A 13,798-nucleotide genomic window follows, 5' to 3' on the forward strand; every position below is an offset into this window, starting at 1 on the left:
TTGCGCCGACAAGCATCGCCACGTCTCGCAATAGCGGACGGCAACCCTACATCAGCGGCTTGGCGAACTCGGAAGGAACGACAATGGCCGACAGCGATCCCGCGAACAATCAGCCGCCGGGCTATGTCCCTGCAAAGGTCTGGGAATGGAAACAGGGCAATGGTGGCCAGTTCGCCAACATCAACCGCCCGGTTTCGGGCGCGACGCATGACAAGCAACTGCCGGTCGGCGAGCATCCCTTCCAGCTTTATTCGCTGGGCACGCCCAACGGGCAAAAGGCGACGATCATGCTCGAGGAATTGCTCGCGGCGGGGCATTCGGGTGCCGAATATGACGCGTGGCTGATCAATATCGGCGAAGGCGATCAGTTCGGCAGCGGCTTTGTCGACATCAATCCGAATTCGAAGATCCCGGCGCTGATCGACCGCTCGGGCGCCGAGCCGTTCAACATTTTCGAAAGCGGTGCGATCCTGGTCCATCTCGCCGAAAAATTCGGCGCTTTCCTGCCCACCGATCCGGCGAAGCGCGCGGCGGTGATGAGCTGGCTGATGTGGCAAATGGGCGCCGGGCCGTTTCTGGGCGGCGGCTTTGGCCATTTCTATGCCTATGCGCCGTTCAAGATCGAATATGCGATCGACCGCTATGCGATGGAAGTGAAGCGCCAGCTCCACGTCCTCGACACCCAGCTGGGCAAGCACGAATATGTTGCGGGCGACGACTATAGCATCGCCGATATCGCGATCTGGCCCTGGTACGGCACGCTGGTGCGCGGCGGCGCCTATGGCAGCGCAGACGCGTTTCTCGACGTCAAAAGCTACACCAACCTGGTCCGCTGGACCCAGCAGATTGGCGAGCGCGAAGGCGTGAAGCGTGGCCGCATCGTCAACCGCAACCCCACCGATGAGGACCCCACGCTGATCCCCGAACGCCACAGCGCGGCGGATGTCGATGCGGGACTGGCGCAGGTGAACGACGCCGTAGCCTGACGCCACCCCGTTCGTGTCGAGCGAAGTCGAGACACCCTGCGCATCCGCGCGCGGCACGTCCCTCGACTGCGCTCGGGACGAACGGTTGTGGTGAAGGGGGAACTTAGGCCGCCACTTCCTCCAGCGCCTCGCTCGCCTCCATCCACGCCAGTTCGGCCGCCTCGATGCGTTCGCTCACTTCCGCCCGGCGTTTCATCAGGTCGGTCATGGTCAGCTTCGCCAGCGCCGGATCGGCCTTGTCGGGTTCGGCCATGGCGCGGTCGATTTCGGTGCGTTGCGCGGTGAGCTTCGCCAGCGCCTTTTCGGCTTCGTCCGCCGCCTTGCGCAGTGCCTTGTTCTTCTCGCGCGCATCGGCCGCTGCCTTGCGCGCGTCCTTCTTGCTCAACTTCGCGCCGCCGCCCGACTTGCCTTCGCCCGGCGCTTCCTTCGACAGCACGAACGCGATGTAATCGTCCATCGACCCGTCATAGTCATGCGCCTCGCCGCTATCGACCAGCACCAGCCGGTCGGCGGTCATTTCGATCATGTGGCGATCATGGCTGACGATCAGCACCGCGCCTGAATAGGCGTTGAGCGCCTGAATCAGCGCCTCGCGCGCATCGACGTCAAGGTGGTTGGTCGGTTCGTCGAGGATCAGCATATGCGGCGCATCGCGCGTGATCAGCGCCAGCGCCAGCCGCGCACGCTCGCCGCCCGACAGCTTGCCGACCTTGGTCAGTGCCTTGTCCCCGGCAAAGCCGAACCGGCCGAGCTGCGCGCGCACCGCGGCGGGCTTCACGTCCGGCATCAGCGCCTGCAGGTGATCGAGCGGGGTATCGCCGCTGCGCAATTCCTCGACCTGATATTGCGTGAAATATCCCACGCGCATCTTGCCCGTCGCATTCATGTCGCCGTCCATCGGCTTCAGCTGCGCCGCAAGCAGCCGCGCGAGCGTCGTCTTGCCGTTGCCGTTGCGCCCCAGCAGCGCGACGCGATCGTCGGGATCGATTCGCAGATTGAGCCGCTGGAGCACCGGCGTGTCGCCATAGCCCACCGCCGCCATGTCGAGCGTGATCAGCGGCGGGCGCAATTCGTCAGGATCGGGGAAATCGAAGCTGAGCGACGGATCTTCGACCATCGCCGCGATCGGCTGCATCCTGGCGAGCGCCTTGGCGCGGCTCTGTGCCTGTTTGGCGGTCGATGCGCGCGCCGAATTGCGCGCGACATAATCCTGCAGCTTGGCGCGCTCGGCATCCTGCTTGGCTTTGGCGGCGGCAAGCTGCGCCAGCCGCTCGGCGCGCTGCTTCTCGAACGCATCATAGCCGCCGGGATAAAGCGTCAGCTTGCCGCGTTCGAGGTGCAGCATGTGATCGCAGACATTGTTGAGAAAGTCGCGCTCATGGCTGACCAGCAGGATCGTCGCCGGATAGGATTTGAGGAAATCCTCCAGCCACAACACCGCTTCGAGATCGAGGTGGTTCGACGGTTCGTCGAGCAGCAGCACATCGGGCTGCGAAAAGAGCAACGCCGCGAGCGCCACGCGCATCCGCCACCCACCCGAAAAGCTCTCCAGCGCGCGATGCTGCGCCTCCTCGTCAAAGCCCAGCCCGTTGAGGATACGCGCCGCGCGTGCCGGCGCCGAATGCGCCTGAATCGCGTTCAGCCGCTCGTGAATATCGGCGATCCGCTCGGGATCGGTTGCCGTCTCGCTCTCGTCCATCAGCGCGGCGCGCTCTTCATCCGCTGCCAGCACCGTTTCGAACGGCGTCGCCGAGCCGGCGGGCGCTTCCTGCGCGACATAGCCGAGCCGCGTTGCGCGCGGCATCTCGACCGATCCGGTATCGGCCTCCAGATCGCCCGAGATCACCTTGACCAAGGTCGATTTACCCGCGCCGTTGCGGCCGATCAGCCCCACGCGCGAACGCGGCGGCAGCGCGGCGCTCGCACCGTCAATGATCGTGCGCCCGCCCAGGCGAACGGTGATGTCCTGCAAGTTCAGCATGGGGAGCGCCGTTAGCAGGGTGTGGCCGGGTTGGGGAGGGGCTGTTTCCCCGCGCTCGCGCCTCAGTTCATGCTTGTCGGCGCGTGACCCCGCTCGGCGCGCTGCGGCACCAGCCATATGAGCAGGATGATCGCGCCGGCCAGCACCGCCGAAGCCGCCGCACGGCTCAGTTCCAGCCCACCGTTGGCGATCGGCTTGTCGAGAAAGTCGCCGACCGCCGCGCCCAGCGGGCGGGTAAGCACGAATGCCAGCCAGAACAGCGCCACCCGGTCGATCCTGGTCGTGAAATAGGCAATGCCGAGCAACGCGATCGCTCCGCCGAAAATCAGCGCCGCGCCCGAATAGCCGAGCGGCCCGTCGGCCACCCAGTCGCCCAGCGCGGTGCCCAGCGTCTGCGAAAAGGTGATCGTGATCCAGTAATAGATTTCGGCATCGGCGCGGTGCAGCGACTGGATCGATATGCTGCCCAGCATCCGGTACCACAGGAACAGGCTGGCGAGCAGGCACGCGAGCAGCAGCGCCGATCCGCCGGGATAGCCGATGCCGATCGATCGCGTCGCGAAATCGGCCATCGTCGTGCCCGCCGTGGTCGATGCGATGATCGTCGCCCAATATAATGCGGGGTGGAATCGCGGGGCGCGGATCTGTGCCACCACCAGCACCACCAGCGCGGTGGCAAAGATCGCAGTGCCGATCAGATAGCCCAGATTGAGCGACATGCTCACTGTGTCCCCGGCGGTCTCGCCAAAGGTCGTCGCCAGTATCTTGATGATCCAGAAGCCCAGCGTCACTGCTGGAACCTTGGTGAGCATTTCCTGCTGTTCGCGTGTCAAAACCCTTGGTCCTTCCGCATAAATTCCCATGTCGTTTCTTAGGAAGTGCGGCTATCCGGGCCCATAAGCAGCTGTTGATACGGGCCGATATCGGCGGATGCGTATGGGGAGGAATGCCATGCCGGAAACGACGGGGAAGCGACGGTTCGGCCTGTCCTTCTTTTCATCGGTGGCGCTGTTTCCGGTGCAGCTGGTCGCCGCCATCTATGTTCTGGTCGACGGGCTCGACGAGGCGTTCGGGGCATTTTCGCTGGCCTCGCTGCTTGAGGCGCTGGTCGCAGTGGCATTGGTCGCCGGGATCGTGATCAACGCGCTGTATCTGCGCCGCGTGCTGGCGCGGGCGCGGCGTCGCGAAGCGGCGCTTGCGCTCGCCCGGGGCGCCTTTGCCGAAGCGATCGCGATGCGGTTCGACGAATGGAAACTCTCCGCCGCCGAATCCGAAGTCGCAATGTTCGCGCTCAAGGGGTGCAGCGTCGCCGAAATCGCATCCATGCGCGCCGCCGCCGCCGGCACCGTGCGATCCCAACTCAGCCAGATCTACGCCAAGGCGGGCGTCGGCAGCCAGTCGGCGCTGGTCTCGCTGTTCATCGACGATCTGCTGCAGTGAAAGGGAAATGACTCCGGCCGCAGGGCGCCATGTATAGCATGGTGGAGGGGGCGTAGCCGCAGCGCGCTGCCCCATCGACTAGGTCACGACCTAACCGCTGTCCTACACGCAACAAATCTGCCACTCCTTTCGCAATGGCCCAGCCCGCCAACCCACGCCGCGCCGCCTCGCAACCCTGCGACATGCCGCTCGGGGAGGGCGAAAGCGGGGGGGGGGGCGTGCCGTGAACTTCGTAAACTTTCACATGCCCGCCACATCTTGACGGCACGGGCAGGCGCTCCCCATCCTCGTACGCGCACACGTAAGGACGCCTTTAAAACCTCATGCAGCTTGTCATCGTAGAATCGCCGGCCAAGGCGAAGACCATCGAAAAATATCTGGGCAAGGATTATCGCGTCCTCGCCAGCTATGGCCATGTCCGCGACTTGCCGCCCAAGGACGGGTCGGTGAATCCGGATGACGGCTTTGCGATGGAATGGGAGCCCTATGCCGACAAGAGCCGGCAGCTGAAAGCCATCGCCGATGAAGCGAAAAAGGCCGACCGACTGATCCTCGCGACCGACCCTGATCGCGAAGGCGAAGCGATTTCGTGGCATGTGCTCGAAGTGCTGACCAAGAAAAAGGCACTGCCCGCAGAGGTCGAGCGCGTCACGTTCAACGCGATCACCAAGGCCGCCGTCACCAAGGCGATGGGTGAGCCGCGCCAGCTCGATACCGATCTGATCGATGCCTATCGCGCGCGGCGTGCGCTCGACTATCTGGTCGGCTTCACGCTCTCGCCGGTGCTGTGGCGCAAGCTGCCGGGTGCCAAATCGGCGGGCCGCGTCCAGTCGGTCGCGCTGCGGCTGATCGTCGAGCGCGAGCGCGAGATCGAAGGCTTCATCGCGCAGGAATATTGGTCGGTCACTGCTGATATGGAGCATGCCGGCACCGGATTTCAGACGCGCCTCGTCAAATGGAAGGGCGACAAGATCGATCGCCTGACGATCGGCACCGAAGGCGATGCGATGGCCGCGAAGAAAGCGGTCGAGGAAGGCCGCTTCAGCGTCGTCCGCGTCGAAACCAGGCCGGCGACCCGCAACCCGGCGCCGCCCTTCACCACGTCGACGCTGCAACAGGAAGCCGCGCGCAAGCTCGGCTTCTCGGCCAGCCACACGATGCGGATCGCGCAGGCGCTCTATGAGGACGGCGCGATCACCTATATGCGTACCGACGGTGTCCAGATGGACAGCGCGGCGATTCAGGAAGCGCGCAAGGCAGTCGCGACTCGCTATGACGGCAGCTATGTGCCCGACAAGCCGCGCGTCTATCAGACCAAGGCCAAGAATGCGCAGGAAGCGCACGAAGCGATCCGCCCCACCGATTTTTCGAAGGACCGCGCCGGTTCGGGCGATCACGCCAAACTCTATGACCTGATCTACAAGCGCGCGCTGGCGAGCCAGATGGCATCGGCGCGGATGGAGCGCACCACGATCGATCTGGAGGATGCGACCGGCCAGCATGGCCTGCGCGCCACGGGTCAGGTCGTGCTCTTCCCCGGCTATCTCGCGCTTTACGAAGAGGGCAAGGACGATGTTTCTGTTGGCGGCTCGGGCAAACATGCCGACGCCGCTGACGACGAGGATTCGCGCCGCCTGCCCAAAATGTCCGAAGGCGATGCGCCCGCCAAAAAGGGCGTGAATGCCGAACAGCATTTCACCCAGCCGCCGCCCCGTTTTTCCGAAGCATCGCTGGTGAAAAGGCTCGAGGAACTCGGCATCGGCCGCCCGTCGACCTATGCCTCGATCATTCAGGTGCTCAAGGACCGCGCCTATGTGCGGGTCGAGAAGAACCGTTTCTTCGCCGAGGAAAGCGGGCGGTTGCTGACGGCGTTCCTCGAACGTTTCTTCGCCAAATATGTCAGCTATGATTACACCGCCGAGCTTGAGGAAGAGCTGGACGATGTGTCGGGCGGGCGTGCGGGGTGGCAGGCAGTGCTCGACGAATTCTGGCACGATTTCAAACCGCGCACCGATGAGGTGATGGAACAGAAGCCGTCGGACATCACTGCCGAGCTCGACAAGTTCCTCGAACCCTATCTCTTTCCGGCCAAGGCCGATGGCAGCGACCCGCGCGCCTGCCCCGCCTGCGCCGACGGCAAGCTTGCGCTTCGCGGCGGCCGCTATGGCGCGTTCGTCGCCTGCTCCAACTATCCCGAGTGCAAATTCACCCGTCGTTTCGCCCAGCCGGGCGGCGAGGGGAGCGAGGACACCGGGCCCGAGGCGCTGGGCAAGGATCCCGAAACGGGGCTGGAGATCGAACGCAAGTCGGGGCGGTTCGGCCCCTATATCCAGCTGGGCGAAGGCAAGGACGCCAAGCGCGCGTCGATTCCCAAGGATCTGCCGGGCGAGCTCGATCTCGAATGGGCGCTCAAGCTGCTCAGCCTGCCGCGCATCATCGGCAATCACCCCGAAACCGGCGAGCCGATCGAGGCCGCGATCGGGCGCTATGGCCCGTATCTGAAGCATGACGGCAAATATGCCCGGCTATCGAGCACCGTCGAAGTGTTCGAAACCGGCATGAATGCGGCGGTGGTGAAGCTGGCAGAAGCGGCCGAAGCCAAGGGCGGGCGCGGTCGTGGCGCGGCGCGTGAGCCGCTCAAGACCTTCGGCGCACATCCGACTTCGGGCGGCGAGATGAAGCTGATGGAGGGGCGCTATGGCCCCTATGTCACTGACGGCACGACCAATGCGACTCTGCCCAAGACCGCCGATCCGGCAACGCTGACTGCGGAAGAGGCCGCCGCGCTGATCGACGCCAAGGCAGCCAAGGGCCCGGCCAAGGGCAAGAAAAAGGCTGCGCCGAAGAAAAAGGCTCCGGCGAAGAAAAAGGCTCCGGCAAAAAAGGCCGCGGAATAGGCAACGCGCCGTCGTGAACGGGGTCCGGCTCTCGATCATCAGCGATACGCATCTTCAACAGGATCGTATCGCGATGGGGGCGGGCGACGTGATGATTCATTGCGGCGACATGCTGAACCTGGCGTGCGACAGCGATGCCGAACTCGCGCGAGTCGACGACTGGTTCGGCGATCAGCGCTTCGATGCGGTCCTCTGCACCGGCGGCAATCATGACTGGGCGTTGCAGCGCCGTGTCGAAACCGGCGCGGTTGCTTTCGCCAATGCGCGATATCTGCAGGACGCGGGCTGGGAATATCGCGGGCTGAAATTCTATGCCGCGCCCTGGGTGCCCGACCTGCCGAGGCACGCCTTCCATGCGCCGGATCGGGTTTTGCGGCGCAAATGGGCGGAGATTCCGACGGGCATCGATGTGCTGATCACCCACACGCCGCCGGCCGGCATATTGGATGTGTCCAGCAATGGGAAAAGCCTGGGCTGTCCGCTACTTCGCGACGAACTTGCCCGCATCAGGCCGCGTCTGCACTGTTTCGGCCATGTTCACGCCGGCGCCGGTCAGACAAGGATCGGCGATACGCTGTTCGTCAACGCAAGCGCATTGGTCAGCCGCAGCAGCCATGTCCGTGGCGCGGTTTGCGTAACGCTCACGCCATTCTGATCGCGTGACGTTCGCGTCGGCAGGCGTCGGATACTTCCCGAACGCGCCTGCAATTCTGCCGCGGTTTATGCCGCCCGGCGGCTGGTCGCGCTCAGCCATGCACGTGCGGCCTTCTGCGCTTCGATGATTTCGCGTGCGCTCATGTCCTCGGCGATTTCCGCGCGGCATTCCTGCGCATGATCGCTTCCCGACATCGCCGCGATGTTGAACCATTTATGTGCTTCGATCAGGTCGACATCGACCCCGTCGGAACCGCTCGAATAAACGATTCCCAAGTCATAACATGCCTGCGCATCTCCGCGGGCCGCATCCTGCAGCCGGCTTTCGATCAGGAAACGCGCGCTCTTGAGGCTGTTGCCCATCTCGCTACCCCTTTTCCACGATCCACTCGCGAATCATGGTTTGGGGCAGCAATTGCGAACAATTGGTTAACGGAATTAACCGTTCCCGTTTACCGCGACATTGTCGATCAGCCGGGTTCCGTGGATTTTGGCCGCTGCCAGCAGCCGCTGCGGCTTTCCCGCTACGGGTTCGCCCAGAGTGTCTGAATCGACCAGCGCGACATAATCGACTTCGAATCCGGCGGCGGTCAGCATCTCGCGGGCCTGTTCGAGCGCCGCCTGCGCATCGCCGCCCTGGCTGATCGTCCGTTCGGCGACGCCCAGCGCGCGCGGCATCGCGATAGCCGCCTTGCGATCTTCCTCGACCAGATAGGCGTTGCGCGACGACATGGCGAGGCCGTCATCCTCGCGCTGGGTGGGCATGCCGATGATCTCGATCGGCATGTCGAGGTCGGTGACCATGCGGCGGATCACCGCGAGCTGCTGATAATCCTTCTCGCCGAATATCGCGGCATCGGGCTGAACCTGATTGAACAGCTTCGCGACCACCGTCGCGACGCCGTCGAAATGGCCGGGGCGGTGCGCGCCTTCCAGCGGTTCGCTGACTCCTGCGACCGAAATGCCTGACGAGAAGCCGTCGGGGTACATCGCTTCGACCGGCGGCATCCACAACAGGTCCACGCCCGCTTCGGACAGCATCCGTGCGTCGCGCTGTTCCTGACGCGGATAGCGGCTGAAATCCTCATCGGGGCCGAATTGGGTGGGATTGACGAAGATCGACACGGCCACGCGGTCGCCGTTGCGCCGTGCGGTATCGACCAGCGCGAGATGGCCGGCATGCAGCGCGCCCATCGTCGGAACAAGCACGAGTCGCTCGCCTGCGGCGCGAAAGCCACGTACGGCCTCGCGCAGCGCTTCGAGTTGGCGAATGGTTTGCACGCTTCAACACCCTCGGATACAGTCGGAGCGCGGCCTTCTATGGGGGGCGGGCCTCGCGATCAACAAGGGAAGCTACTGATTTGTCTGACGCAGCGAATCGCCTGCATGTCGTCGTCTTCGCGAACGAGAAGGGCGGCACCGGCAAATCCACCACAGCAGTGCATGTCGCAATCGCGCTGGCGGCGAAGGGCGCGCGCGTGGCCTGTTTCGATCTCGATCATCGCCAGCGCACGATGGGGCGCTATCTCGACAATCGTCTGGCGACGATTCAGCGGACCGGGCGCGAATTGCCGATGCCCCGGTATGAAACGCATGACGGCGAAACGATGGCGAAATTCTCCGCCTCGCTCGATCGGCTGAGTGCCGACGCCGATTTCCTGGTCATCGACACGCCGGGCCGCGACGACAAATTCGCGCGGATCGCAGTCACCAATGCCGACACGCTGGTGACGCCGATGAACGACAGCTTCGTCGATTTCGATCTGATCGGCCAGGTCGATCCCGAAACATTTCGCGTGATCCGCCCCAGCTTCTATTCCGAGCTGATCTGGGAATCGCGCAAGCGCCGCGCCAAGGCCGATGGCGAAACGATCGACTGGGTCGTGCTGCGCAATCGCATGCAGCATATCGAAGCGCGCAACATGCGCCGCGTGTCGGATGCGATCGACCAGCTTTCCAAACGCGTCGGCTTCCGCGTCATTTCCGGTCTTTCGGAGCGCGTCATCTATCGCGAACTGTTCCCGCAGGGGCTGACGATGCTCGACAGCCGCGAATTCGGCGAGATGGGGCTGGCCCATGTCGCCGCCCGACAGGAATTGCGGGAGATGATGGCAGGGCTGGCATTGCCCGAACCGGCCATGCCGCTGTTCGCGTGACGCGCGCGTGATCTTCAAATTTCTGACGGCGGCGCTGGTCGCGTATCTTGGCTGGCGAATGTGGCACGGCTTTGGGCCGCTTCCCGGTTCGCCCAAGCCGGCGCAAGAGCCTCCGGTGCGCGAGGGGCATCGCGATGCCTGCACCCTGCTCGACGTGCCCGCCGATGCCGATGCCGAACAGATCCGCGCGGCGCACCGGCGGCTGATCGCTCGCGTGCATCCCGATCGGGGCGGCAGCGCCGAACTGACGCGGCGGGTGAATGCGGCGCGCGACTTGCTGCTGCAAGATTTGGAGGCCAACAGGCCAAAGGATTGAACTTTTCCTGCGCCTGAGGGATTAGGGCGCTCACATCATCGGAGGCATCATGACGCATCAGTTCGATCCCACGTCGCTTCGGGAATATGACATCCGCGGAATCGTGGGAAAGACGCTGGGCCCGGACGATGCACGCGCGATCGGTCGCGGTTTCGCGACCCTGCTGCGTCGTGAGGGCGGGCATCGCGTCGCGGTGGGCCGTGACGGCCGCCATTCCTCTCCCGATCTGGAAGCGGCGCTGATCGAAGGTCTGACCGCATCGGGATGCGATGTCGTGCGGGTTGGCCTGGGCCCCACGCCGATGCTCTATTACGCCGAAGCGACGTTAGAAGTGGATGGCGGCATCCAGATAACCGGCAGCCACAATCCCGCAAATTACAATGGCTTCAAGATGGTGTTTCAGCACCGTCCCTTTTTCGGCGAAGATATCCAGCGGATCGGCAAGCTGGCGGCTGAGGGCGATTGGGAGGACGGAACCGGCGAAGTTACCGACGCCGACATCATCGACGCCTATGTCGGTCGACTGATGGCGGGCTATGCCGGCGGCGCCTATCGCATCGGCTGGGATTGCGGTAACGGCGCGTCCGGTCCGGTCGTGGAGAAGCTGATCAAGCTGCTCCCGGGTGAGCATTACACGCTGTTCACCGATGTGGACGGCAATTTCCCCAATCATCATCCCGATCCTACCGAGGAAAAGAACCTCGCCGATCTGAAGGCGCTGGTCGCGGAGAAGCAGCTCGATTTCGGACTGGCATTCGATGGCGATGGCGACCGGATCGGCGCGATCGACGGTCAGGGCCGCGTGATCTGGGGCGATCAGCTTCTCTCCATTCTGGCGGAACCTGTGCTGAAGGAAGAGCCCGGCGCGGCGATCATCGCCGATGTGAAGGCCAGCCAGATGCTGTTCGATCGCGTCTCCGAACTGGGCGGCGAGCCGATCATGTGGAAAACCGGTCACAGCCTGATCAAGACGAAGATGCGGGAAACCGGCGCGCCGCTGGCCGGCGAAATGAGCGGTCATATCTTCTTCGCGCATGATTATTACGGGTTCGACGACGCGCAATATGCGGCGGTGCGGCTGATCCGCGCAGTGCATATGATCGGCAAGTCGCTCACCGAAATCCGCGGTGCGATGCCCGATTTCGTCAATACGCCGGAATTGCGCTTTCAGGTGGATGAGAGCCGCAAGTTCGCGATCGTCGATGAAGTGCTCGCGCGGCTGAAGGAGGATGGCGCCGACGTCAACGGCACCGACGGCGCGCGGGTGAACACGCCCGACGGCTGGTGGCTGCTGCGTGCGTCGAACACCCAGGACGTGCTGGTTGCGCGTGCCGAGGCACGCAGCCAGGAAGGGCTGGACCGGCTGATGGCGCAGCTTGACGCACAGCTTACCGCGAGCGGAGTCGAGCGCGGCGAGACCGTAGGACACTGATCCGATCGGAGGCCGGGAGACATTTGTCCCCCGGCCTTGCGAAAACAATCTATTCCTTCTTCGGACCGGGAAAAGGCTGGCAATCGGCAGCGTGAGGCGCCACTTGGGAAGCCATGGCGCAGGCTCCCGAAATCATCCGCGTGATCGATCTTGAAACCACCGGTGCATCTCCGGCGGCGCATGGCGTGTGCGAAATCGGCTGGCAGGACGTCGCTCGCGGCGAGGATGGCCGCTGGGAATTGCAGGGCGAAGGCGGGTCGCAATTCGTCAATCCCGGCCGCCCCATCCCGCCGGTAACGCAGGCGATCCACCATATCCGCGACGAAGATGTGGCGGATGCGCCGTGGTGGCACGATGTCGCCCGGCCGCTGCTCAACCCCTGGCCGCGCCGCGTGGCGCTGGCCGCGCATCGCGCGGATTTCGAACAGCAATTTTGTACCGCCGCGCTTACCCGATCGGCGGACTGGATCTGCACCTGGAAATGCGCGCTGCGGCTATGGCCCGAATCGGCGGGCTTTTCGAACCAGTATCTCCGCTATTGGCGCAAGCCCGAGGGGATGGACCATGCGCGCGGTCTTCCCGCGCACCGCGCCTTTCCCGATGCCTATGTGACTGCATTCCATTTGCGCGACATGCTCAACGAAACGCCTGTCGATCAGCTTATCGCCTGGTCGGCGCTGCCGGGTCTGTTGCCGCGCGTGCATTATGGCCCGCATCGCGGCAAGGAATGGAGCGAGCTGGAGGAGGAAACGCTGGTCGCATTCCTCGACGATCGCAGCGAGGATGTGCGCTACACCGCCGATCTGGAACTGGAACGCCGGCGCGGGCCGGGACTGGGTGCCAGGACGCCGGCCGAGCGGCTGCTGCTGTAAAAGCGGGACCGGCGGTGCCGGCCCCTTGCGCCGTCAATATTCGATACGCTCGGCGGTCAGGCCGTGTTCGCGCTTCAGAAATTCCTGAACGCTGTCATTGCCGGCGAGATGCCCCGCGCCGACCGCGACGAACACGGTACCCGGCTGATCCATCCGGTTGTCGATCCAGATCGCCCAGCGCTGATTGCGTTCGGTGAGGAGACGCGCGGCAACGCCGGGCGTTTCGATCATGCCCTCGTTCATCAGTTCGCCCAGCTTCTCCGGATTGCCATCGGCCCATTGTTCGACCGTTTCGTCGAGCGCTGGTCCGATATCGGCATATCCGTCGAGCAGCGTCTTCAGATAGGCGATCTGAACGTCCTCGGGCATCGTGTCGAAAAAACCCAACTGCTCATCGACGGTCTCGAGCGCCGAAATCTTCTTGCCTTCCTCGGTCGCCGCCTCGGTAATCACATGCTCGACGCCGCTATTGGGATCATAGCCCATCTTGACCACCGGCAGCACGCTGAGGGTCATCGCTGCGAACCACGGTTCGAACCGGTCGAACGCCCCGACGGGCAGGCCCAGATCGTCCATCACTGCCTTGTAGGTGTCGCGATATTCGGCACCCAGCTTGTCGCGCAATGACGGGCCGGTCATCTGCATGGCCATCTGCATGACCTTGCTCTGCATCTCGTTCATGTCGGGCGGGATCATTTCCAGCACCAGTTCGTCGCTGTCTTCGAATGCGTCGTGCACCGCTTCGTCAAACCAGCCGAACCCCGGTTTCAGGACATGTACGGTGCCGAACAGATAGATGGTCGTATCCGCGTCCTTCACGACCCAGATCGCCGGATCGGCATCCCGCGTTGCCGCCGCGACCTCGGTCCGGGCAGGCGCGGTCGCGGGAGCTTCCTGCGCATGTGCGAGCGGCCCGGCGAACAGGGCAAGGGCGGCGGCGCCGCGGAGCAGTTTCTGAAACATGGGGATAATTCCTGTCATCGTATTCCCGGCATCCTGCCCGTCTGTCCTGAAAGGCCATCGGCGAGCGGCAGCAAGCGCTGTCACCAACGCATGCAGTGTGT

The 13,798-nt window shown here is 63.9% G+C and carries 13 protein-coding genes; 8 read left to right on the forward strand and 5 right to left on the reverse strand.

The window, feature by feature from the left end:
- Positions 1–83: 83 nt before the first annotated feature.
- Positions 84–986, forward strand: coding sequence for a glutathione-dependent disulfide-bond oxidoreductase (gene yghU, locus DKB74_RS11150; protein WP_109808186.1), 903 nt, complete (start codon positions 84–86; stop codon positions 984–986).
- A gap of 103 nt (positions 987–1,089) precedes the next feature.
- On the opposite strand, the gene DKB74_RS11155 is transcribed toward yghU, so the two are convergent.
- Positions 1,090–2,967, reverse strand: a complete 1,878-nt coding sequence (locus DKB74_RS11155) for an ABC-F family ATP-binding cassette domain-containing protein (protein ID WP_109808187.1) — start codon at positions 2,965–2,967, stop codon at positions 1,090–1,092.
- A gap of 62 nt (positions 2,968–3,029) precedes the next feature.
- Complete coding sequence (locus DKB74_RS11160) at positions 3,030–3,779, reverse strand: COG4705 family protein (RefSeq protein WP_109808303.1); 750 nt, start codon at positions 3,777–3,779, stop codon at positions 3,030–3,032.
- 139 nt (positions 3,780–3,918) lie between these two features.
- Here DKB74_RS11160 and DKB74_RS11165 point away from each other — a divergent pair, with 139 nt between their 5' ends.
- The 3 genes from DKB74_RS11165 to DKB74_RS11175 all read left to right on the forward strand — a co-directional run bounded on the left by DKB74_RS11165 (position 3,919) and on the right by DKB74_RS11175 (position 7,959).
- Positions 3,919–4,407 carry a helix-turn-helix transcriptional regulator gene (locus tag DKB74_RS11165; protein WP_109808188.1) on the forward strand — a complete coding sequence of 163 codons (489 nt, stop codon included), beginning with the start codon at positions 3,919–3,921 and terminating at the stop codon, positions 4,405–4,407.
- Positions 4,408–4,730: 323 nt separating this feature from the next.
- Entirely contained in the window at positions 4,731–7,304 is a 2,574-nt protein-coding gene (gene topA / locus DKB74_RS11170) for a type I DNA topoisomerase (protein ID WP_109808189.1), read from the forward strand.
- A 13-nt stretch (positions 7,305–7,317) separates the two neighbouring features.
- Positions 7,318–7,959 (forward strand): metallophosphatase domain-containing protein, encoded by a 642-nt coding sequence (locus DKB74_RS11175; protein ID WP_161956849.1) that lies wholly within the window; start codon positions 7,318–7,320, stop codon positions 7,957–7,959.
- A 65-nt stretch (positions 7,960–8,024) separates the two neighbouring features.
- Here DKB74_RS11175 and DKB74_RS11180 read toward each other — a convergent pair whose 3' ends face one another.
- Complete coding sequence (locus DKB74_RS11180) at positions 8,025–8,321, reverse strand: SEL1-like repeat protein (protein WP_109808191.1); 297 nt, start codon at positions 8,319–8,321, stop codon at positions 8,025–8,027.
- A 75-nt stretch (positions 8,322–8,396) separates the two neighbouring features.
- The gene (panC, locus tag DKB74_RS11185) at positions 8,397–9,239 is read right to left on the reverse strand and encodes a pantoate--beta-alanine ligase (protein WP_109808192.1); all 843 of its coding nucleotides are present in this window, start codon (positions 9,237–9,239) and stop codon (positions 8,397–8,399) included.
- A gap of 80 nt (positions 9,240–9,319) precedes the next feature.
- Here panC and DKB74_RS11190 point away from each other — a divergent pair, with 80 nt between their 5' ends.
- The 4 genes from DKB74_RS11190 (at position 9,320) to DKB74_RS11205 (ending at position 12,734) form a co-directional block, all read left to right on the forward strand.
- On the forward strand, positions 9,320–10,114 hold the full coding sequence (locus tag DKB74_RS11190) for a division plane positioning ATPase MipZ (RefSeq protein ID WP_109808193.1): 795 nt from the start codon (positions 9,320–9,322) through the stop codon (positions 10,112–10,114).
- A gap of 7 nt (positions 10,115–10,121) precedes the next feature.
- Entirely contained in the window at positions 10,122–10,430 is a 309-nt protein-coding gene (locus tag DKB74_RS11195) for a DnaJ domain-containing protein (protein WP_420822409.1), read from the forward strand.
- A gap of 49 nt (positions 10,431–10,479) precedes the next feature.
- Positions 10,480–11,862 (forward strand): phosphoglucomutase/phosphomannomutase PgmG, encoded by a 1,383-nt coding sequence (gene pgmG, locus DKB74_RS11200; RefSeq protein ID WP_109808194.1) that lies wholly within the window; start codon positions 10,480–10,482, stop codon positions 11,860–11,862.
- Between the two features lie 113 nt (positions 11,863–11,975).
- The gene (locus DKB74_RS11205; RefSeq protein ID WP_109808195.1) at positions 11,976–12,734 is read left to right on the forward strand and encodes an exonuclease domain-containing protein; all 759 of its coding nucleotides are present in this window, start codon (positions 11,976–11,978) and stop codon (positions 12,732–12,734) included.
- Between the two features lie 33 nt (positions 12,735–12,767).
- On the opposite strand, the gene DKB74_RS11210 is transcribed toward DKB74_RS11205, so the two are convergent.
- On the reverse strand, positions 12,768–13,697 hold the full coding sequence (locus DKB74_RS11210) for a TraB/GumN family protein (RefSeq protein ID WP_239987476.1): 930 nt from the start codon (positions 13,695–13,697) through the stop codon (positions 12,768–12,770).
- Positions 13,698–13,798: the final 101 nt, after the last annotated feature.

The organism is Stakelama portus (assembly GCF_003171655.1).
In the GTDB taxonomy this organism is placed as follows: Bacteria; Pseudomonadota; Alphaproteobacteria; order Sphingomonadales; family Sphingomonadaceae; genus Sphingomonas; species Sphingomonas portus.